The organism is Streptosporangium sp. OZ121 (assembly GCF_051918885.1).
Classification (GTDB): Bacteria; Actinomycetota; Actinomycetes; order Streptosporangiales; family Streptosporangiaceae; genus Streptosporangium.
Map to the genome: position 1 here is coordinate 1 of NZ_JBPXMC010000007.1, position 19,825 is coordinate 19,825.

Sequence of the window (19,825 nt, forward strand, 5' to 3'; positions counted from 1 at the left end):
CACCGACCCGACACCGACCCGATCGGTCTCCCACGCTCGAACCCGGCCGGCTCCCCAGGGGGCCGGCTTCGTGCTGTCCGGGCATTCGCGCCGTGCGGGCGTCGGGCAACGGGCGTCGGCCGCCGGCCCGGGGCGATCGGGGACTGCGCGGGAAGGTCGGCCGCCGGCCGGGGACGATCGGGGACGAGGGCCCCGCGCACCGGATCCACCGCGCACCGGATCCACCGCGCACCGGACCCCGCGCACCGGATCCACCGCGACAGGGTCTACCGCGACAGGGTCTACCGCGACAGGGTCTACCGCGACTCGGCGGGGACCGGAGTCCCGTGGCGGGGTTCCGTGCCCGCCCCGCCGCGCCCGCGCAGGCCGGACGCGACGACGGCCGCCGCGACGACGGCCATCGCGAGCGGGATGACCAGGGCCGCGCGGAAGCCGTCGAGCTCGGTGAGGGGAGATCCGCCGGACCCGGTGACGGCGACGTTCACGGCGGTCACCGCCGACAGTCCGAGCGCCGCGCCGAACTGGAAGGAGGTGTACAGCAGCCCGCCGGCGAGTCCCTGCTCCTCCTCGGCCACGCCGTCGGTCGCGGCGATGGTGAGCGGCCCGTACGCCAGGGAGAAGGCGAGACCGAGAATGATCATGCTCGGGAACATCGCCGCGTACGTCCAGTCGAGGCCGACCGGCAGGAACAGGGCGTAGGCCACGGCGGCGAGGCACAGCCCGCCGAAGATCACTCGGACGTTGCCGAAGCGGTTCACCAGGCGCGGGGTGAGGGTCGGCGCCAGCACGGCGTCGATGCTGACCACCAGCAGCGCGAGGGCCGCCTGCAACGACGACCAGCCGCGCAGTTCCTGGAGGTAGAGCACGACGAGGAACTGGAACCCGAAGAAGGAGCCCCCGAACAGCAGCGCGCCGAGGTTGGCGCGCACCAGCGGAGCCGAGCGGAGGATGCCCAGGCGTACCAGCGGCGACGCCGACCGCCGCTCGATCGCCGTGAAGGCGGCGAGCAGCGCGACCCCGGCGGCGAGCGCTCCGGCCGTCCAGCCCCATCCCGCGGCCGGATCCTCCAGCCTGACGACCGCGAACACCAGCACCATCATCGCCGCGGTCACGGTGATCGCTCCGGCCAGGTCGAAGCCGAGCGTACGACGGGGCGGGTGGTCGCCGTCCGGGATGAGGCGGAGCGCGGCGACGAGGACCGCGGAGGCCATGATCACCGGAGCGAAGAACACCCACCGCCAGCTGATCTCGGCCAGCAGGCCGCCGATGACGAGGCCGAGGGAGAAACCGGCCGCCGCCGTGCCCGCGTAGACCAGGAGCGCCCGGTTGCGCCGCGGGCCCTCGGCGAAGTTCGTCGTGATGATGGACAGCCCGGCGGGTGCCATGAACGCGGCGGCCACCCCCGTCACGAAACGGGCGACGATGAGGATCCACCCCTCGGTCGCGAACCCGCCCAGGCCCGAGAAGACGATGAAGACGCCGAGCCATGTCAGGAACATCCGCCGCCGGCCGAGCAGGTCGGCGGCCCGCCCACCCAGCAGCATGAAACCGGCGTAGCCGAGCACGTACGAGCTCATCACCCAGCTCAGCGAGCCGGTGGACAGATCCAGGTCGGAGCGGATCGACGGCAGGGCCACGTTCAGCATCGCCACGTCGATCCCCTCCAGGAAGATCGCGCCGCACAGCACGAGCAGCATGCCCCAGGCGCGCCCGCTCATGCGATCCGACGGTGGGGACAGTGGTGTGGACACGGGACGACTCCTTGGAGAGAGGCGGGAACCGCGGCTGGTTCCCTCTTGTAAGTAGTCGCATCATCGGACACCATCAATGACCATGGAAGAAGGCACTTCGAAGTCACCGAGTCGCTGCTCGGATACCGGTGACGCCTACGTCGACGCCCACCAGTGGGACACCCGGGAAGACTGTGAGGTCCGCCAGATCCTCGACCGGGTCGCGGACAAGTGGTCCCTGCTCGTCATCGCGCTCCTCGACAGCCGTACCCTCCGTTTCACGGAGTTGAGCCGTGAGATCGACGGCGTCAGCCAGCGCATGCTCACCGTCACCCTGCGCCATCTGGAGCGCGACGGCCTGGTGCGCCGCACCGTGCACCCCGTCGTGCCGCCCAGGGTCGACTACGAGCTCACGCCCCTCGGTGTGACCCTGCACGACACCATCCAGTCGCTCGTCACCTGGACGGAGCGGCACCAGAACGAGATCGCCGCCGCCCGGGCGAGCTACGACGCCCGCGCGGACGCCGCGCCGGTCGCGACGCCCCCGCGTGACGAAACCCCGTCCACGACGCCACCACGTGACGAAACACGGCACACGGTGCCGCTACGTAACGAAACTCGGGCCGCGGCGCCGGCGCGTGAGGAGAGCCGTCCCGGCGCGGGCCTCTCGCGGTGCGAGATGTGCGGCGACCCGATCCGTGCCGCGCGTACCGGCCGCCCCGCCCGGTTCTGCGGCACGGCGTGCCGCCAGAGGGCACACCGCCGCCGCTCCCGCGCCACCCTCCCAACCTCCGGTTGACCGCCCCGCCCCCGGCCTTTCCCTCACCCCTGCCCCCGGTCCCTCACCCCTGTCCCCGGCCCGGTCCCGACGTGACCCGGCGTCCTCGCTCCCGGCCCCCGCACGCGGACGGTCGCGAGCGAGCCGGAGCCGGGCGGCTCGCACGGTCCGGGCGGGTCCGGGCGGGCCGGGTGGTCCGGGCGTGAGACGGGTCTCGCAAGGGCGGGCAAAGGCATGTCCAAGCGATCCGTGTCGTGCCCCCCAACCGGTGCCGCAGCGTGTCTGCTGTCCAGCAGTAATGGCACTGCTTACCTGGAGGGTCGGAGATGAGGAAGTTGCTTCATGCCGGCGTGCTCGCGCTCGGCGTGCTCGCAGCCGGATGCGGCGGCGCCGACGACGGGAGCACGACCGAGCCGATGGTCGCGGACCAGGTCAAGGCGTCGCCCACCTCGCCAGGAACCCCCGCCTCGTCCTCGCCGGCGACCAGGGCCAAGGTCGAGCTGGGAGAGACGAGTATCGGAAAGGTCCTGGTCGGAGAGGGAGGACGCACGCTCTACCTCTTCGAGAAGGACAAGGACGGGAAGTCGTCGTGTTCCGACGCCTGCGCGCGGGCGTGGCCGCCGTACGTCACGGACGGGAAGCCAGAAGCGGGCCAGGGCGTCAAGGAGGACCTGCTCGACACCACCGAGCGGGACGACGGCACGACGCAGGTGACCTACAACCGCCATCCTCTCTACTACTTCGCCAAGGACACCAAGGCCGGCGATGTCAAGGGGCACGACGTCGACGGCTTCGGCGACGAGTGGTACGCGGTCGACGCGGACGGGAAGAAGGCGCGCGACTGAGCCGACCCCGGGGGACGTGAACGAGCGCCGACCCCGGGGGACGTGAACGAGCGTGTCCGTGAGGCCGGACCCCCGGACCCCCGGGAACTCGGGAGTCCGGGAGTCCGGGCCGGAGGCGGCGGCGGGCACGGCGTGCCGGCCCGCGACACGGGCGAGCCCGCCGACGAAACCGTGAGGCTCGCCCCGCCCGGGGCGCGAAACGTGAAGGGCCCGCCGACGCCCCGGCGGGCCCTTCACGTTCTCCGCCCGCGCCTTCGCGGAATCCTCCATCCGCGCCTTCGCGGAGTTCTCCGCCGGTCGAGGCGCGCGCGGTCACCTCGTCAGGTGGACTCCCGGACGACGAGCTCCGTGGGCAGGATCGTCGACGACACGGGGCCGCCGTCGATCTGGCGGAGAAGCAGGCGCACCGCCGCCCGCGCCTGGTCCTCCCGGGGCGCGCGCACCGTGGTGAGCGCGGGCACGGCGTAGGAGGCGGCCTCGATGTCGTCGAATCCCGCGATCGCGACGTCGTCCGGCACCCGCCGCCCCGACTCGCTCAACACCCGCAGGGCACCGATCGCCATCAGGTCGCCGGCCGCGAAGACCGCGTCGAGCGCCGGGTCGTCACGCAGGAGCTGGCGCATCGCGTCCGCGCCCGAGGCGAGGGTGAGATCGCCGACGGCGATGATCGACCGATACCCGGTGTCGCGCAGGGCCTCGCGGTAGCCCCTGAGCCGGTCCTGCGCGGCGACCGCGTCCGGGGGCCCGGCGATCGCGGCGATCCGCCGCCGTCCCCTGGCGAGCAGGTGCCCGACCGCCGAGGCGGCGCCGCCCGCGTTGTCGACGTCGGCGTACGCGGCCTGCGTCGCCACCGCGGGCCTGCCCAGTGACACGACGGGGATGCCCGTACGGGCCAGCGCGGCGGGCAGCGGGTCGGTGCCCTGCGTCGACACGAGCACCACCCCGTCCACGTGCCCCGAGGCGGCGTACTGCTCCACCCGGAGCCGGCCGTCCGTCGAGTCGGCGAGCATGAGGGTGACGCGCTTGCCCGACTCCTCCAGCTCCCGGGTGGCCGAGCGGACGGTCGCCGAGAACAGCGGGTCGTCGGAGCGGACTCCGGCGGGGGAGCCGGAGACGACCAGCGCGATCGAGTCGGTGCGCCGGGTCACCAGGCTGCGGGCCGCCGAGTTGGGGACGTAGCCCAGCTCGTTGACGGCGTGCATGACGATCGCGCGGAACTCGTCGCTGACCGTGCCCTCACCGTTGATCACCCGGGAGACGGTCGACCTCGACACGCCCGCGCGGGCGGCGACCGCCTCCAGGGTGGGGCGCTTGGCGCGCTCGCGGTGCAGCCCGTTGTGCCGGATCACCTCGCGGTACCACAGCGCGCTGTCCTTGGGCAGCCGCCGCTGCGTCTCGAAGTCGACGTGCACGATCCCGAAGCGCTTGTTGTAGCCCTCGGCCCACTCGAAGTTGTCCAGCAGCGACCAGACCAGGAAGCCGCGCAGGTCGGCACCGGCCTCGACCGCGGCGTGCGCGGCCCTCAGATGGCCCTCGAAGAAGGCGGTCCTGTCGGCGTCGTGCACGCGGTCGCCCGCCACCACGTCGTCGAACGCGGCGCCGTTCTCGGTGACGATCAGGCCGACCTCGGGGTAGTCGCGCGAGAGCCGCGTGAGCAGCTGGGAGAGCCCGATCGGCACGATCGCCCAGCCCATCGCCGTCGTCGGGGCGTGGGTGCCGCTGAACCGGATGCCCTCGCTGCCGGGATAGGCGGCGTTGGCCGGCTCGCCCGGCTCGGACCGCACGACGCAGGGGGTGTAGTAGTTGATCCCGAGCAGGTCGATGGGCTGGTTGATCGTTTCGAGGTCGCCGTCGTGGATGTGGTCGGTCCCGCCCATGCGCTCCATGATGGCGAGCACCGGGTCGGGATGCTTCCCGCGCAGGGCGGGGTCGAGGAACTGCCGGTTGATGAGGCAGTCGATCCGGTTCACCGCCTCGGCGTCCTCGGCGGACGGGACGAGGTCGGGGTCGCTCACCTGGCCGGGTGTCATCACCGGCGTGAGGTTCAGGGTGAGGGCGATCTCGCGGGCGCCCGCGTCGCGCAGCACCCGGGCGCTCAGGCCGTGGGCCAGCAGGAGGTGGTGGGAGGCGCGGAAGGCCTCCGCCGCCGAGGCGCGGCCCGGGGCGTGGATGCCGATGCCGTACCCCAGCACCGCGGCCACCCACGGCTCGTTGACGGTCATCCACGTCCCGACGCGGTCGCCGAGCCGGTCGTGCACGATGCGCGTGAAGTCGGCGAAGCGGTGGGCCGTGTCGCGGTTGGTCCACCCGCCCAGGTCCTCCAGCGCCTGGGGGAGGTCCCAGTGGTAGAGCGTCACGTAGGGCGCGATGTCGGCCGCCAGCAGCTCGTCCACCAGCCGGTCGTAGAAGTCGAGCCCGGCGGCGACGGCGGGACCCGAGCCCGACGGCTGGATCCTGGGCCACGCCACCGAGAACCGGTAGGCCCCGAGACCCAGCTCCGCCATCATCCGGACGTCGCCGGCGTAGCGGTGGTAGTGGTCGCAGGCCACATCGCCGGTGTGGCCGTCGGCGGTCCTGCCCGGCGTGTGGGAGAAGGTGTCCCAGATCGACGGGCCACGCCCCCCGTCTCGCGCGGCGCCCTCGATCTGGTACGCGGCGGTGGCGGCCCCCCAGACGAAGCCCTCGGGAAAGGCCAGGGTCTCGCCCCGGGCCGAGATGGTCGTTGCGGTCATCCTTCGAAAACCCCCGTTGGTTCTCGCGACTGCCAGGACGCGCGAGGCGGTGGCGGGGTCGCCGCCGTCCCGGCCGGTGGAAGCGGCCTACCGACATCATGGGACGGTCGAGGCCTGGCGTCGAGAGGATTTCCCAACCCATGTGGGAACGCTCCCACCTCGCCCGCGTTCATGATCGACGACACAGTAACCGATGCCACCGACAGCGGGCACGCCGTTCTCCGGGGCGGAGAGGGTCTCCCGGAGAACGTTCTCAGGCTCCGGGGAGTTTCAGCATGCGGTCGAGCAACTGGCGGTGGTGGGCCAGGAGGCGTCGCCGCGCCCGCGGGTCGGTGGAGACGGAGTGTTCCGCCTCGGCGATGGCCTCGCCGTGCAGGAACCCGTACACGCTCCAGATCAGCGTACGCAGCAGCAGGCTCAGGTCCACCTGGTCGTCGATCAGCCCGGCCCCGGCGGCGGAGCGCATCGCGTCGCGGGTGAGGTTGATGATGGGGACCGAGTAGGTCTGCTCCAGGTCGGGGAGGTCGGCGGCGTCGCCGAGCCAGCGGTGCATCCACAGCGCGGGGATCTGCGGGTTGTCGAGGCAGAACTCCAGGTAGCGCTCGGAGAGTCCGTACATGACGGCGGCGAATTCCTCGGGGCCGGCGGCGGGGAGCGCGCTGAGCGCGTCCTCCACGACGGCCCGTTCCGCCCGGCTGGCGTGCTCGATGACGACGAGATAGAGATCGTGTTTGTCGCCGAACCGTTGCTGCACCCACGTCAGGTCCTGTCCGGCCGCCTCCGCTATCCCCTGCAGTGACGTGCCGTCGTGACCGAACGCCGCGAAGAGCCGCGCCGCGATGTCGATGACCGCTCGGCTCTGCGGGTCGTCGGCGGGAATCATGACTCGATTCAAGTCCTCCGCACGGGTGGAGACGCCCTGGCGTTGGTTTTGACCTGGTCAAACCTGTGTGCGCGATGCTCCGTCCCGCCGCGCCGAGAGGAAGGCGTGGGGCTCGCGGGGCGGGGGACCGCGGGTCAGGACGGGAGGACGCTCAGCTCGCCCGACCCGGTCAGGGTGGTGATCCGCCGCGGGGCGGCCGGGTCGCGCCGCACCCCGACGGTCGCGTTCTCGGTGCCGGTCCGCACGTCGTAGCCCTCCTCGTACTCCTGGCCGTCCGGCACCCTGATCTTCACGTCCCCGGACGCCCTCACCACGGCGCTGACGTCGTCCGGCGGGGCCGCGAACCTCAGGTCGACGTCTCCCGTACCGGTCTCGACGTCGGCCCCGGCGGACCTGAGACCGATGCCGATCACGTTCCCCGTCTGCGCCCGCACCAGCAGCGAGCCCCCCGTGCCGTCCGCGACCACGTCGCCCATGGCGGTGGAGAGGCGCAGGTCGCCCTGGATCCCGCTCACCGAAACGTGTCCGAAGCGGCGGGACGCCGCCTCGACGTCGGTGGCCGCGGGCACGCCCAGGATGTAGTCGGCCTGGCAGGCGGGGCCGCCGGGACGGTCGCCGCCGGGGCAGCGGACGTCGAGTCGGAGCGTCCGCCCGTCCCACTCCTCGGTGACCACGGGCCGGTCCCGGGTCCACAGGAGCGTCCGTTCCAGGTCCAGCCGCTCCGCCGCGCCCGGCACGACCGAGACGTTGACGTGGCCGGTGGCCTCCACGACGATCTTCGGTGAGGTGAGCGCCCGGGACTGCAGCGTGGTCTCGGCGCTGGGGCGGACCCTCGTGATCTCGGCCCACGCGGCCAGGGCGGTGAAGGCCACGGTGAGCGCGGTGAGCGTCCCACCGGCGATCAGCCAGGCGGTGCGGGCGTTGTTTCGTGTCGGCATGCTCTCTCAAACCTTCAGGAATCGCAGGACGGCGAGCACCCGGCGGTGGTCCTTGTCGGCGCCGGAGAGGTCGAGCTTGGTGAAGATGTTGTTGATGTGCTTGCCGACCGCGCTCTCGGACACCACCAGGGCCTCGGCGATCCCGGTGTTGGAGCGGCCCTCCGCTATCAGCGCGAGCACCTCGTGCTCCCGGCGGGTCAGCCGGTCCAGCGGGTCGCTGTGCCGGCGCAGCAGCAGCTGGGCGACCACCTCGGGATCCAGGGCGGTGCCTCCGGCGGCGATCCGGCGCAGCGCGTCGAGGAACTCCTCGACGTCGGCCACCCGGTCCTTGAGCAGGTAGCCGATCCCGCTGGTGGCGGTGGACAGCAGCTGGGTGGCGTAGCGCTCCTCGACGTACTGGGAGAGCACGAGGATCGCGAGCTTCGGCCGCTGGCGGCGCAGGACGAGCGCCGCGCGCAGGCCCTCGTCGGTGTGCGAGGGGGGCATCCGAACGTCGGTGACGACGAGGTCGGGGACGTGCTCGTCCACGGCGCGCAGCAGCCCCTCCGCGTCGGACACGGCGGCCACGACCTCGATGCCCGCCGAGCCGAGCAGGCGGACGAGCCCCTCTCGCAGGAGTACGGAGTCCTCGGCGAGCACTACGCGCACGGCAGCTCCACTCTGATCGTCGTCGGCCCGCCGAGCGGGCTGTCGACGTACAGGATGCCGTCCACGGAGCCGACCCGGCTGGACAGGCCGCGCAGGCCGGTCCCCCGGTCCGGGTCCGCGCCGCCGCGGCCGTCGTCGCTGACGGCCACGTGGAGGCGGTCGCCGAGGCGGTCGACGACGACCTCGGCGCCGGACGCCCCCGCGTGCTTGGTGATGTTGGTCAGCGCCTCGGACACGACGAAGAACGCCACCGCCTCGATCGTGGGGGAGACCCGCTCGAAGATGTCGACGCTCAGCCGTACGGGGAACGGGGCCCGCGCGGCCAGGCCGGACAGGGCCGCGTCCAGGCCCTGGTCGTTGAGCACGGCCGGGTGCAGCCCCCGGACGAAGTCGCGCAGCTCCTTGAGGGCCTGCTTGGCCTCCTCGTGTGCCTGCACGATCACCTCGCGGGCGGGTTCCGGCAGGTCGGTGAGGGTGGCGCGGGCCATGCCCAGGTTCATCGCCAGCGACACCAGCCGCTGCTGGGTGCCGTCGTGCAGGTCCCGTTCGATGCGGCGGCGCTCGGCGTCCGCGGCGTCGACCACCCCGGTACGGCTCTCCCGCAACGTCTCGACCCGCTGGGCCAGCTGGTCGCTCAGGCTGGGGCCGAGCAGGGCCTCGGCGGCGATCACGTCCAGCACCGCGAACCCGCGGGCCACCCACGGCCCCGCGACGAACAGGGCCCCGGAGACGAGGACGAACGCCACGCTCGGCCAGGTCTCCTCCATCGCCCAGTACCGCACGGCGAGCGCGGCGGTGACCAGGCCGCCCGCCCACGCCCCGACGACCGAGACGGCGCCGATGCCGCTGATCAGCGGGGCCAGCAGGTGGTACCCGAGCCGGCGCCAGGTGCTCAGCGTCCTGGCCTCCTGGAGCAGCCGCCTGAACGGGTTCATGCTCAGGGGGCGGCGCGGGACCGGAAGGATGTCGACGTCGAGGAAGGCCGCGAACCGGGACCGCTGCACCAGGGTGAGTGCCCGGACGACCACGAAGAACAGCAGCAGCGCGACCACGGGGACCACCACGGTCCACACCAGCAGCACTGACGCCGTCACCAGCGCCGCGATCACCGCCGTGCCCAGCAGGGCGATCGGCACGCCCGTCACCAGGTGCGCGGTGCGGAGCCAGGCCCGCGCGGACCAGTGGGCGCTGATCCTCTCCCAGGGGGTGGTCATCTCGATGCCGGTCATGTGACCACCGTAAGGACCGCCGGGACCGGGGCACAGGGGCGAGGTATCCCGGAAAAAGGTGGGGCAAACCCCACCTTCACGGCCGGCCAGGGGTTCTCTTCACGGGGTGCCCCCGGGTGTCACGGTCGTACGGTCTGCCCTCTTCGTAGGGTAAAGACACCATTTGGTGGCTTCACCTAACCTTGAGGAACGGGCTCCCGCGAGCATGTCGAACGGCATGGCGCGGGAGGGGCGACGGACCGGTCGCCTCCCGGTCGGGCCGCACTCCCCGCACTCCCCGTACCCCCCGGCCTCCCCGTACCCCCGCCCTCTCCGCACTCCCAGGTCTACCCATGTTCCCCGTATTCCCCGTGCTTCCCGGCCTCCCCGGCGCCGCCGATCCTTCCCGGCTTCTCGCCCACGACCCGATCTCCGAGCCCCTGACCTACCCGGGCCGCCTCCCCTCGGGAGCCGGGCTGCTGGCCGACGGCCGTTTCCTGCCGATGTCCGAGGACGCCGGCGCCCTCGGCGAACGGCGGGTCCGGTCCGGCGGCCGGGTCGTGCGGCTCGCCGACCACCTGGCGAGCCTCGGCGCGGGGCCGATGGAGGCCCGCCACCCGGTGGTCGCGGTGGGGTCCAACGCCGCGCCGGGCCAGCTGCACCGCAAGTTCACCGCCGCCGGGATCCGGCCCGTCGTCCCGCTGACCCCGGCCACCGTGCACGGCGTCGCCCCGGGGGTGTCGGCGCACGTCAGCCGGAACGCCTACCTGCCCGCCGCGCCCGTCAGGGTGGCGGGCGCGTCACTCCTGTTCGTCGTGTGGGTGGACGACGCCCAGCTCGCCGCGCTGGACGCGACCGAGCCGAACTACCTCCGGCTCCCGCTGCCCCCGAGATCCTTCCCGGTGCGTCTCTCCTCGGGGGAGACCCTCCCCTCGTGCCACGTCTACGCGGGCAGGCACGGATGCCTGGTGGACGAGGAGGGAGAGCCGCTGCGGCTCGCTCCCCAGCCGGAGCTGATCGGGCACCTGCTGGCGCGCTCCGCGAAGCTGCGGCTCCTGTTCGGGCGGACACCCGAGGAGTTCGTGACCAGGGCGCGGCGGGACGACGGGACGCGGGAGGCGGCCCACGCGCTGTTCCGGAGCGACGGGCTCGCCGACCCCGGAGCCGGGCTCGCCGGAGAGCTGTCACGCGTCCCGGACCCCGAACGGCGCCGGCGCTCCCGGCCCGAGGGCGCTCCGGCTTTTAGATAACCCCAATGGGGTTAGTCGTGGGTTATAAATAGAGGGAGACTTGAGGGCGGCCAACGAAGGGATCGTCTCCTTGAAGCGCGTGCTGCTGCTGGCGACCGGTGACGTCATCGCCCACTCCTACGCCCCGGGCCGCCCGGGAGTCGCGTCGGGGGCCGAACTGCTGAGGGCGCTCCCGCCCGGCACGATCGCGGCGGACGCTGTGGACGTGGTGGCCGAGGACATGATGGCGGAGCCCAGCTGGGACATGTCGCCCTCGACCATGCTGGAACTGGCCCGCAGGGCGCGCGCGGCCATCCTGGATCGCGGATTCGACGGCGTCGTGATCACTCACGGCACCGACACGATCGAGGAGACGGCCTACCTCGTGGACCTCCTCGCGGGCCGGGCGGCGGAGCGCGGCACCATCGTGCTGACCGGCGCCGTCCGCTCCCTGGACGAGCTGTCCTCGGACGGCCCGCGTAACCTCGCCTCCTCGCTCGTGGTGGCCGCCGACGGCGCGCTGCGCGGTGCCGGGGCCGTCGTGTGCGTCAACGACGAGATCCACGCGGCCCGCTGGGTCGCCAAGGTCGACGCCACGAGCGTCGCGGCGTTCTCGTCGGCCCCCTTCGCCGTGCTGGGCCGGGTGACCGGCGGCCGGGTCGAGACGCTGTCCGCCCCACCGCCCCGGCCGCCCGCGTTCGGGGGGGACCCGGCGTCGGACGTCGCCCTGATCAAGACCTATCCGGGGATCGAACCCGTGCTGCTCACCGCCGTCGTGGACGCCGGGGCCCAGGGCGTCGTGCTGGAGGCGACCGGCATGGGCAACGTGCCGGTCGGGCTCTTCGTGGCGATCGCCGAGCTGACGGAGTGGGGGATCCCGGTGGTCGTCGCGTCGAGGTGCCGTACCGGCGCGGTCCCGCTCGACGAGATGCGCTTCGGCGCGGGACTCGCCGCGAGTGTCGGTGCGATCGGGGCCCGGGGCCTGGCGCCCTCGAAGGCGCGGTGCGCGCTGATGGTCGCCCTCGGGACAGGCGGGATCGACGCCGTACGCGACTGGTTCGGCAGGCTCTGACGCCGGTTCGGCAGGTCCTGGCGCCGGTTCGGCAGGTCCTGACGCGCCGTGAGGCGATTTGTGGATAGGTAAAAATCGCGAAAAGGGGAGTATCGCCGAGCTGTGCGGGCACGTCGGTGGAGTCCGTGATCCGGCGAAGGGCTGGGGAGGCCTTCGCCGGATCACCCCCTCCCCGCCCCGGTGCCCGTCACGGGGGTGCCGGGCCGCGGGCGACCGGACGGGCCGGACGCCCGGAACGATCAGACGGGGATCGAGACCCCGAGGCCGCCGCGGGTCTCGGCGCCGTACCGCTCCTTCTCCCTGGCGATGTCGAGGGGCTTGATGCCGGAGCGCCCGTTCAGCACCTCCTCGGTGAGCAGGTCGGCGGGGACCAGCCAGGAGACCTCGAACTCCAGCCCGTCGGGGTCCTTGGCGTACAGGGCCTTGGTGGTGGAGTGGTCGGAGGCGCCGACGAGGGCGTCGAGCTCGCCGAGCTTGAGGGCGATCCGCTCCAGCTCCTGGAGGGTGTCGACCTCCCAGGCCAGGTGGTAGAGGCCGACGGCCGAGCGCCCGGCCTCCGAGGGACCCGCCTGCGCGCCGATCTCGAAGAGGCCCAGGTCGTGGTCGTTGCTGGACCCCGAGGCCTGGAGGAACGCGGCGCCCGGCATGCCCATGACCATCCTGAAGCCGAGTGCCTCCCGGTAGAAGGCGACGCTGCGCTCCACGTCGCGGACGAAGAGAACGGCGTGGTTGAGCCGCTGGACCGGCATGGTGCCTCCTAAAACTTGAACTCTCAAGTAGATTACCTCTGCTTGCTTGAGAGTTCAAGTAAGGTGGGTCCGTGACGCGATGGCTGGACGATGACGAGCAGCGCACCTGGCGTGCGTTCCTGGCCGCCTCGCAGCTCGTCCAGGAGGAGCTGGACCGGCAGCTGCAGCGCGACTCCGGCATGCCGCACGCCTACTACGCCGTGCTGGTGAAGCTCTCCGAGGCGCCCGAGCGCATGATGCGGATGAGCGAGCTGGCGGCGGAGGTCAACTCCTCGCAGAGCCGCCTGTCGCACGCGGTGAAGCGGCTGGAGGAGCGCGGCTGGGTGCGGCGCGAGCCGTGCGCCGCGGACAAGCGCGTGAGCTGGGCGATCCTCACCGACCAGGGCCTCGCGGTCCTCACCGCCGCCGCCCCGGGACACGTCGAGGCCGTACGCCAAGCCGTGTTCGACCGCCTGACCTCCGACCAGCTCCGCCAACTACGAGAGATCTGCGCCGCGATCCTCCCCGCCCCGGACCCCTCGTGACCAAATCTGGCGAAGGTGGAAGTGGAGATCGCCGGCAAGCCCACCAAGTCGGTCAAGGCCCAGAAGCGGGCGAACGCAGAGATCGGTGCCAGAAATATAGAAGTCTGGGTGATCATCGATCAAGTGAAGCGATACCCGGCAGCCCCGACGGGATCGCACAGAACCCCCTGCGCCCGACGCCTCTCACCCGGGCCTGGCCCGGGAGACACGCGGGCGAAATCGAATACGAGAACAGGCAGGTCGTCACCAGGACATGCGCGGACCGCTTCGGCCCCAGGTGGTACGAGGCCAACAAGGAGCACTGAGACGAGTATCCCTTCGCCAGTACGTTGGAAGGGGCGGCCAATGACGACTTCGACTTCTCGGTCAAGTTGCTCCCGGAATGCGCGAACCGCGCGGCCGGTTCAACCCAGAGCATGTTCTGGATGCGGTACAGGGTGCTCCCTGGAGACACGTCCTATGTGAAGGTCTATGACGGGCAGCCACCTACTCGGTAAGCGCTGAGCCGGCGGGCGTTCCAGGACGCCGGTTCCTCACGATGGAGACCGCGGCATGAGGGAAGACGATTTCACTCATTACGAGAGACTCGTCTCCGCGTGGTTCTCCGATCCGACCTGCCTGACCTGGTGCGAGGAATCGGGGCTGGACGACGTGGCGCGAGCCTTCGGCGCCGACCTCGCCGCGGCCGAGTCCTTGAGCTTCGAGGACGCCCAGATCGAGCAGTACAACGCGGACATCCCTGGCATCCTGCCCAGTCTGGTCGCCGGGACGATCGGCGGCTGGACGCTGGTCGTCGAACCGAACGGGTGCGAGGGCGCAAGACCCGAAGTGCTGAAGGCGTTGTCGGCCCGCGGGCGAGCGGTGAACGTTCTGCTGAACGGAGGCCGGTACGACCGGCTCGGTTACGCCGCCGCCGGGCGGTTGCTCGCCGTCCGGCTGACGTCCTCCCCCGCCCGTCCCGGCCGCCTTCCAGGCGGCGCCGACGCGGTCATCGACTCGGTCGGCACCGATGACGTCATCGGGCTCCAAGCCGCCACGCTCCTGGCGGCGGAGCACGTCACCGGTGCCCGCCTCACGGAAGAGTGGCTACTGGACAGCGGCCTCACGCGCCTGCTCGTCGAGGATCCGCTCCCCGACGACCTCGTCCCCGATCAGTTACGCGACCACCGCGTACTGAACCGACCCGAAGTACGGGCGATCCTCGATGACCTGTCGCCCGACAAGGTAGCTCCCATCCGCTACCTGATGGCGGAGGCGGTGGTACAGGGTTCGCAGTTGTTGCACCCCACAGTGGATGAGGCGCTGGAGTTCCTGCGTGGCGACGACGACACCACCCGGCGGCGGGAGGTCCGCCGCCGGGTCGCCTTACTGCGCGACGACGTCTCACGAGAACCTGGCCCGGACTGGACACCGCGCCGTGCGGCCGTGAAGGTGCTGCTGGACGCGCTGGGAGACGACCTCACCGAATCCGCGGACGCGGTCGCGGGCCACGCCTACATGGGACATCTCACCGACGATCAAAAAACCATCGTCGTCATCATGAAGCGGTGCCTGCATCGAATCAGCCGCACAGCGTCCTGAACGCGCGACCGTTCGACCTGTTCCGCGCCGAAATGCAGGCAAGATGGCTCTGACCTGTGGTGACCGGGCCGCCCGCCGGTACTGATTGATCAATCCCGATACCGCCCCGGTCCGTGAACCGGCGACCCACCTCCCCTGCCGTCGCGCTCCCTGCCCCTGGGGGCGGTGGTGCACAACCAGGGCCCGCTCGCGGGGTCAGACGCGACCAGGCGACTCCTCGGAACGCGGACGGTCTCTCTACGAGGGAAGGCGAGGAAAGACAAGGGAAGGGGCAGGGGGAGAGAACGCTCAACCGCGAGGCGCGCGGAAGTCGGGGTCGGGGCCGGGGGTGGCGAAGTGGCTCCAGGGGTCGGCGATGACCCGGTGGATGACCTGCCCGGCGGCGCCCAGGGTCGCGGCGTCGCCGCCGAGCCGCGAGACGGTCAGTTCGGGGACGGCCCGGCGCATCACGCCCAGCCGGGAGGTCATCGTCTCGTGCGCCGGACCCCGGATCCACGGGAACAGCGGGGCGAAGACCCCGCCCAGCACGATGGTCCCCGGGTCCATCAGGTGCACCGCGGAGGTGAGGGCGACGCCGAGTGCCTGACCGGCGCGCTCGCAGGCCTCCAGGGAGTCCCGCTCGCCCGAGTGGAGGCGGGCCAGCAGCGTGGCCACACCGTCGGGAACCCCGGCGAGTCCGGCGGCCCTCAGGAGCGCGTCCTGCCCGGCGTACTGCTCCAGGCAGCCCCGGCCGCCGCAGCGGCAGGCCGGGCCGTCGGGGGAGACGACCACGTGTCCCAGCTCCCCGGCGAGGCCGCGGGCGCCGCGGAACAGGGCGCCGCCGACCACCAGGCCCGCGCCGATGCCGATCTCCCCCGACACGTGCAGGAAGTCGCCGGGCACCGAGCCGAACCAGAGCTCGCCCAGGGCCGCGAGGTTGGCCTCGTTGTCCACCTCGACGGGGAAGCCGAGCAGGTCGGAGACGCGGACGTCGTGCCAGCCGAGGTTGGGGGCCGTGTGGACCAGCCCGCCGTCCACGGGGCCGGGCACCGCGAGGGTCGATCCGGCGATGGAGAGGCCTTCCCCGTGTGCTTCGTCCACAGCCCTGTGGGCGAGTTCTTCCAGGTGGGAGAGGGTTTCCACAGGCGAGGACGTACGGTTGTCCACAGCCTGTGTATATCTGAGCCGCACCGCCAGGGTGAGGTCGACCACGCAGGCGGACAGGTAGTCGACGTTGATCTCCAGGCCGAGCGCGGCGACCCGCCGCCCGCTGAGCGCGACGGCCGTGCCGGGCCGTCCCCGCTCGCCGTCCCTGAGCGCTCCCGACTCGGCGACCATGCCCGCCTCGATCAGGTCGCCGACCATCTTCGACACCGTCGTCTTGGTCAGTCCGGTGATCTCGGCCAGCGCCGCCCGGGTGACCGGGCCGCTCCTGCGGACCTCGCCGAGGACCACACCGAGGTTGCGGGCGCGCATCGAATTGTGGCGTACGGCCTGTGTCATGGAACAACCACCCCTTGACGATCCCACCACCTCGATCCATATTAAGTCCATAAAGTGGATTAAATCGGAGGAACGCAGATGAGCGCCTACACCCCCAAGCCCGAAGACCGCTTCACCTTCGGGTTGTGGACCGTCGGCTGGCAGGCCCGCGACCCCTTCGGGGACGCCTCGCGGGCCCCGCTGGACCCGGTGGAGAGCGTCCACCGGCTCGCCGAGCTCGGCGCGTACGGCGTCACCTTCCACGACGACGACCTGCTCGCCGTCGAGCCCGACCGTGACAGGGCCATCGCCAACTTCAAGAAGGCGCTGGCCGAGACCGGGCTCAAGGTCCCGATGGCCACCACGAACCTGTTCACCCACCCCGTCTTCAAGGACGGCGGGTTCACCAGCAACGACCGCGACGTCCGCCGCTACGCGCTGCGCAAGGTCATGCGCAACGTGGACCTGGCCGCCGAGCTCGGCGCGACCACCTACGTCTGCTGGGGCGGGCGCGAGGGAGCGGAGTCCGGGGCCGCCAAGGACATCAGGGCCGCGCTCAGCCGCTACAAGGAGGGCATGGACCTGCTCACCTCGTACGTGATCGAGCAGGGCTACGACATCAGGTTCGCCATCGAGCCCAAGCCGAACGAGCCCCGGGGCGACATCCTTCTCCCGACCATCGGTCACGCGCTCGCGTTCATCAACGAGCTGGAGCACTCCGAGCGAGTCGGCCTCAACCCCGAGGTGGGCCACGAGGAGATGGCCGGGCTCAACTTCGCGCACGGCATCGCGCAGGCGCTCTGGCACGGCAAGCTCTTCCACATCGACCTGAACGGCCAGCACGGCCCCCGCTACGACCAGGACCTGATCTTCGGTCACGGCGACGTGAAGAACGCCTTCTTCCTGGTCGACCTGCTGGAGAACGGCGGCTACGACGGCCCCAGGCACTTCGACTACAAGCCGCTGCGCACCGAGGACTCCGAGGACGTCTGGGTCTCCGCCGCGGCCAACATGCGCACGTACCTGATCCTGAAGGAGAAGGTCGCGGCGTTCCGCGCCGACCCCGAGGTCGCCGAGGCGCTCGCCGCGAGCAGGGTCGCCGAGCTCTCCGAGCCCACGCTCGCCCCCGGCGAGACGATCGCCGACCTGAACCGCGACGAGTTCGACCTCGACGCGGTGGCGGCGCGCGGCTTCCACTTCACGCGCCTCAACCAGCTCGCCATGGACCACCTCCTCGGAGTCCGCGGATGACACTGGTGGCCGGGGTCGACTCGTCGACCCAGAGCTGCAAGGTGGTGATCAGGGACGCCCGTACGGGCGCCCTGGTCCGCCAGGGGCGCGCGACCCACCCCAAGGGCACCGAGGTCGACCCCGGAGCCTGGTGGGAGGCGCTCCAGGAGGCGATCGCGCAGGCGGGCGGGCTGGACGGCGTCGAGGCGATGAGCGTCGGCGCGCAGCAGCACGGCATGGTCTGCCTGGACGAGTCCGGCGAGGTCGTCAGGAAGGCGCTGCTGTGGAACGACACCCGTTCCGCCGGAGCCGCCGCCGACCTGGTGAAGGAACTGGGCGGCCCCGAGGTCTGGGCCGAGGCGGTCGGCAGCGTGCCGGTCGCGTCGTTCACGGTGACCAAGCTCCGCTGGCTGGCCGAGCACGAGCCCGACTCCGCCCGTCGCACGACGAGGGTGTGCCTGCCGCACGACTGGCTCACCTGGCGGCTGGGCGGGGAGTTCGTCACCGACAGGGGCGACGCGTCGGGCACCGGCTACTGGTCGCCCGCGACCGGGGCCTACCGGACCGACCTGCTCCAGACGGCCTTCGGCGCCGTGCCCGGGCTCCCCGAGGTGCTGGGGCCCCGCGACTCCGCGGGCGAGGTGCGGCCCGCAGCCGGCGTCTCCGGCGCGGGCGCGGTGCGGCTGGCGCCGGGTACGGGCGACAACATGGCGGCGGCCCTCGGGGTCGGCGCCCTGCCCGGGGACGTGGTGGTGTCGATCGGGACGTCGGGGACGGCCTTCGCGGTCGCCGCCGCCCCGAGCGCGGACCCGACCGGTTCCGTGGCCGGGTTCGCGGACGCCACGGGGCGGTTCCTCCCGCTGGTGGCCACGCTCAACGCGGCCAGGGTGCTCGACGCCGCCGCGCGGATGCTCGGGGTCGGCCTCGACGAGCTCGGCAGGCTGGCCCTGGAGGCGCCCTCGGGGGCCGGAGGGCTCGTCCACGTCCCGTACCTGGAGGGCGAGCGCACCCCGAACCTGCCCAACGCCACCGGCTCGCTGCACGGGCTGACGCTCGCCACCTCCACCCCGGCGCACCTCGCCAGGGCGGCGGTGGAGGGGATGCTCTGCCATCTCGCCGACGCCTTCGACGCCCTCGGGCTCGACCCGGCCAGGGTGCTGCTCATCGGGGGAGGCGCCAGGTCGGAGGCCGTACGGCGGATCGCCCCCGCGGTCTTCGGGCGGCCGGTGGTCGTTCCCGAGCCCGGCGAGTACGTCGCCGACGGGGCGGCGAGGCAGGCGGCCTGGCTGCTCGGCGGCGACGCCGAGCCGCCGGCCTGGGAGGCGGGCAAGGTCGAGTACTACGAGGCCGATCCCGCACCGGAGGTCAGGGCCCGCTACGCCGAGGTCCGCGGCCTCCGCTGAGCCGCGGGCGCCCCGGCGCGCGCTCCCGCCGGGGCGCGCGCCGGGGTGGGTCGTCTCAGGGGTGGCTCAGGGTTGGCTCAGGGGTGGCGCCGGATGTCTGAAACGTCCTCTGGCGGACAGTCTTAGCGCATGCTCGCGTCGAAGAGGCTCTACCCCCTGATCGCCTGTGCCGGGCTCGTCGTGGCCGTCGCGGTCGCGGCGGCCGGACAGGCCGACCCGGTTCCCTACGCGAACCCGCTCGATCTGACGATCAGTGAGTACGCCGCGCTGGATCGCACCGGAGCCACCGGGCTCGCGCTGGCGGCGCTGGGGATCGCGGCCTTCGCGGTGGTCGCCGGGCTGCGGGCCGTGGGGGCGCCGGTGGGTGTCCTGGCCGGGCGGCTGATGCTGGCCTGGGGCGTGGGGCTCATCGTGCTCGCGGTGGTGCCCGCGGTTCTTCCCGGTACGGGGACGGACCTGATCTCCCAGACGTACCGTTACGTGTCGATCGCCGTGCTGGCCGCGGTGCCCGCGGCGGGCGGCCTGACGGTGGCTCGGTTCGGCGAGGACGAGCGGTGGCGGCCGGTGGCCAGGCCGCTGGAGTGGCTCACGCTGGCCGGGGGCTTCGGGCTGCTGGCGCTCACCTACGTGACGCTTCCCGGGGACGGGGTGCTCGCCGGTCTCGTCGAGTGGACCCTGCTCGGCACCGAGGTCGCGCTGGTCGGAGTGCTGGCCGTCCGGCTCGCGAGACTGACATGGGCGCGGGGAACCGCTCCCGCCTCACGCGCCGCTCTCGGCTGACGGACTCACTTTTGAAAACTCTTTCATGACATGT

General features: G+C 72.1%; 17 protein-coding genes and 1 pseudogene. 10 read left to right on the forward strand and 8 right to left on the reverse strand.

The genetic code is table 11. The annotated features are described in order from the left end of the window. Positions 1 to 296: 296 nt before the first annotated feature. Complete coding sequence (locus tag ACTOQ1_RS15275) at positions 297 to 1,751, reverse strand: MFS transporter (protein ID WP_440067634.1); 1,455 nt, start codon at positions 1,749 to 1,751, stop codon at positions 297 to 299. Between the two features lie 82 nt (positions 1,752 to 1,833). On the opposite strand from ACTOQ1_RS15275, the gene ACTOQ1_RS15280 reads away from it, so the two are divergent. Continuing rightward, positions 1,834 to 2,529 carry a winged helix-turn-helix transcriptional regulator gene (locus ACTOQ1_RS15280; protein ID WP_440067636.1) on the forward strand — a complete coding sequence of 232 codons (696 nt, stop codon included), beginning with the start codon at positions 1,834 to 1,836 and terminating at the stop codon, positions 2,527 to 2,529. A gap of 305 nt (positions 2,530 to 2,834) precedes the next feature. Then, the gene (locus ACTOQ1_RS15285; protein WP_440067638.1) at positions 2,835 to 3,353 is read left to right on the forward strand and encodes a COG4315 family predicted lipoprotein; all 519 of its coding nucleotides are present in this window, start codon (positions 2,835 to 2,837) and stop codon (positions 3,351 to 3,353) included. 320 nt (positions 3,354 to 3,673) lie between these two features. Here the strand turns inward: ACTOQ1_RS15285 and ACTOQ1_RS15290 are convergent, their stop codons facing one another. From ACTOQ1_RS15290 to ACTOQ1_RS15310, 5 genes are all read right to left on the reverse strand, one after another. Beyond that, positions 3,674 to 6,085 (reverse strand): GH1 family beta-glucosidase, encoded by a 2,412-nt coding sequence (locus tag ACTOQ1_RS15290; RefSeq protein ID WP_440067640.1) that lies wholly within the window; start codon positions 6,083 to 6,085, stop codon positions 3,674 to 3,676. Between the two features lie 253 nt (positions 6,086 to 6,338). After that, positions 6,339 to 6,968 carry a TetR/AcrR family transcriptional regulator gene (locus tag ACTOQ1_RS15295; protein ID WP_440067641.1) on the reverse strand — a complete coding sequence of 210 codons (630 nt, stop codon included), beginning with the start codon at positions 6,966 to 6,968 and terminating at the stop codon, positions 6,339 to 6,341. 134 nt (positions 6,969 to 7,102) lie between these two features. Continuing rightward, positions 7,103 to 7,906 (reverse strand): hypothetical protein, encoded by an 804-nt coding sequence (locus ACTOQ1_RS15300; protein WP_440067643.1) that lies wholly within the window; start codon positions 7,904 to 7,906, stop codon positions 7,103 to 7,105. Positions 7,907 to 7,912: 6 nt separating this feature from the next. Beyond that, positions 7,913 to 8,554 (reverse strand): response regulator transcription factor, encoded by a 642-nt coding sequence (locus ACTOQ1_RS15305; protein WP_440067644.1) that lies wholly within the window; start codon positions 8,552 to 8,554, stop codon positions 7,913 to 7,915. Then, positions 8,545 to 9,783 carry a histidine kinase gene (locus ACTOQ1_RS15310; protein WP_440067646.1) on the reverse strand — a complete coding sequence of 413 codons (1,239 nt, stop codon included), beginning with the start codon at positions 9,781 to 9,783 and terminating at the stop codon, positions 8,545 to 8,547. The genes ACTOQ1_RS15305 and ACTOQ1_RS15310 overlap by 10 nt, the downstream gene beginning before the upstream one ends. A 332-nt stretch (positions 9,784 to 10,115) precedes the next feature. On the opposite strand from ACTOQ1_RS15310, the gene ACTOQ1_RS15315 reads away from it, so the two are divergent. Continuing rightward, positions 10,116 to 11,012, forward strand: coding sequence for a hypothetical protein (locus ACTOQ1_RS15315; protein ID WP_440067647.1), 897 nt, complete (start codon positions 10,116 to 10,118; stop codon positions 11,010 to 11,012). 79 nt (positions 11,013 to 11,091) lie between these two features. After that, complete coding sequence (locus ACTOQ1_RS15320; protein ID WP_440068134.1) at positions 11,092 to 12,063, forward strand: asparaginase; 972 nt, start codon at positions 11,092 to 11,094, stop codon at positions 12,061 to 12,063. 239 nt (positions 12,064 to 12,302) lie between these two features. Here ACTOQ1_RS15320 and ACTOQ1_RS15325 read toward each other — a convergent pair whose 3' ends face one another. Next, positions 12,303 to 12,812, reverse strand: a complete 510-nt coding sequence (locus tag ACTOQ1_RS15325) for a VOC family protein (RefSeq protein WP_362834808.1) — start codon at positions 12,810 to 12,812, stop codon at positions 12,303 to 12,305. Positions 12,813 to 12,883: 71 nt separating this feature from the next. Here ACTOQ1_RS15325 and ACTOQ1_RS15330 point away from each other — a divergent pair, with 71 nt between their 5' ends. The 3 genes and pseudogenes from ACTOQ1_RS15330 (at position 12,884) to ACTOQ1_RS15340 (ending at position 14,917) form a co-directional block, all read left to right on the forward strand. Then, complete coding sequence (locus ACTOQ1_RS15330) at positions 12,884 to 13,336, forward strand: MarR family winged helix-turn-helix transcriptional regulator (protein WP_440067649.1); 453 nt, start codon at positions 12,884 to 12,886, stop codon at positions 13,334 to 13,336. Between the two features lie 317 nt (positions 13,337 to 13,653). Continuing rightward, a pseudogene (locus ACTOQ1_RS15335) lies at positions 13,654 to 13,833 on the forward strand (hypothetical protein); the annotation flags it as partial. Positions 13,834 to 13,888: 55 nt separating this feature from the next. Then, positions 13,889 to 14,917 carry a DUF6461 domain-containing protein gene (locus tag ACTOQ1_RS15340; RefSeq protein ID WP_440067650.1) on the forward strand — a complete coding sequence of 343 codons (1,029 nt, stop codon included), beginning with the start codon at positions 13,889 to 13,891 and terminating at the stop codon, positions 14,915 to 14,917. Between the two features lie 288 nt (positions 14,918 to 15,205). Here ACTOQ1_RS15340 and ACTOQ1_RS15345 read toward each other — a convergent pair whose 3' ends face one another. Further along, complete coding sequence (locus tag ACTOQ1_RS15345) at positions 15,206 to 16,399, reverse strand: ROK family protein (protein WP_440067652.1); 1,194 nt, start codon at positions 16,397 to 16,399, stop codon at positions 15,206 to 15,208. Between the two features lie 78 nt (positions 16,400 to 16,477). On the opposite strand from ACTOQ1_RS15345, the gene xylA reads away from it, so the two are divergent. From xylA to ACTOQ1_RS15360, 3 genes are all read left to right on the forward strand, one after another. After that, positions 16,478 to 17,629, forward strand: coding sequence for a xylose isomerase (gene xylA, locus ACTOQ1_RS15350; protein ID WP_440067653.1), 1,152 nt, complete (start codon positions 16,478 to 16,480; stop codon positions 17,627 to 17,629). Then, positions 17,626 to 19,011 (forward strand): xylulokinase, encoded by a 1,386-nt coding sequence (gene xylB, locus ACTOQ1_RS15355; protein WP_440067654.1) that lies wholly within the window; start codon positions 17,626 to 17,628, stop codon positions 19,009 to 19,011. Before xylA ends, xylB begins: the two co-directional genes overlap by 4 nt. A gap of 129 nt (positions 19,012 to 19,140) precedes the next feature. Next, positions 19,141 to 19,791, forward strand: a complete 651-nt coding sequence (locus tag ACTOQ1_RS15360; protein WP_440067656.1) for a DUF998 domain-containing protein — start codon at positions 19,141 to 19,143, stop codon at positions 19,789 to 19,791. Positions 19,792 to 19,825: the final 34 nt, after the last annotated feature.

Bases quoted from the DNA above. Each gene is read 5' to 3' on its own strand.
- ACTOQ1_RS15280 (WP_440067636.1), top strand. From the start codon at position 1,834: ATGGAAGAAGGCACTTCGAAGTCACCGAGTCGCTGCTCGGATACCGGT.
- ACTOQ1_RS15340 (WP_440067650.1), top strand. From the start codon at position 13,889: ATGAGGGAAGACGATTTCACTCATTACGAGAGACTCGTCTCCGCGTGG.
- ACTOQ1_RS15345 (WP_440067652.1), bottom strand. From the start codon at position 16,399: ATGACACAGGCCGTACGCCACAATTCGATGCGCGCCCGCAACCTCGGT.
- ACTOQ1_RS15295 (WP_440067641.1), bottom strand. From the start codon at position 6,968: ATGATTCCCGCCGACGACCCGCAGAGCCGAGCGGTCATCGACATCGCG.
- ACTOQ1_RS15325 (WP_362834808.1), bottom strand. From the start codon at position 12,812: ATGCCGGTCCAGCGGCTCAACCACGCCGTTCTCTTCGTCCGCGACGTG.
- ACTOQ1_RS15360 (WP_440067656.1), top strand. From the start codon at position 19,141: ATGCTCGCGTCGAAGAGGCTCTACCCCCTGATCGCCTGTGCCGGGCTC.
- ACTOQ1_RS15300 (WP_440067643.1), bottom strand. From the start codon at position 7,906: ATGCCGACACGAAACAACGCCCGCACCGCCTGGCTGATCGCCGGTGGG.
- ACTOQ1_RS15285 (WP_440067638.1), top strand. From the start codon at position 2,835: ATGAGGAAGTTGCTTCATGCCGGCGTGCTCGCGCTCGGCGTGCTCGCA.
- ACTOQ1_RS15310 (WP_440067646.1), bottom strand. From the start codon at position 9,783: ATGACCGGCATCGAGATGACCACCCCCTGGGAGAGGATCAGCGCCCAC.
- ACTOQ1_RS15315 (WP_440067647.1), top strand. From the start codon at position 10,116: ATGTTCCCCGTATTCCCCGTGCTTCCCGGCCTCCCCGGCGCCGCCGAT.
- xylA (WP_440067653.1), top strand. From the start codon at position 16,478: ATGAGCGCCTACACCCCCAAGCCCGAAGACCGCTTCACCTTCGGGTTG.
- ACTOQ1_RS15290 (WP_440067640.1), bottom strand. From the start codon at position 6,085: ATGACCGCAACGACCATCTCGGCCCGGGGCGAGACCCTGGCCTTTCCC.
- xylB (WP_440067654.1), top strand. From the start codon at position 17,626: ATGACACTGGTGGCCGGGGTCGACTCGTCGACCCAGAGCTGCAAGGTG.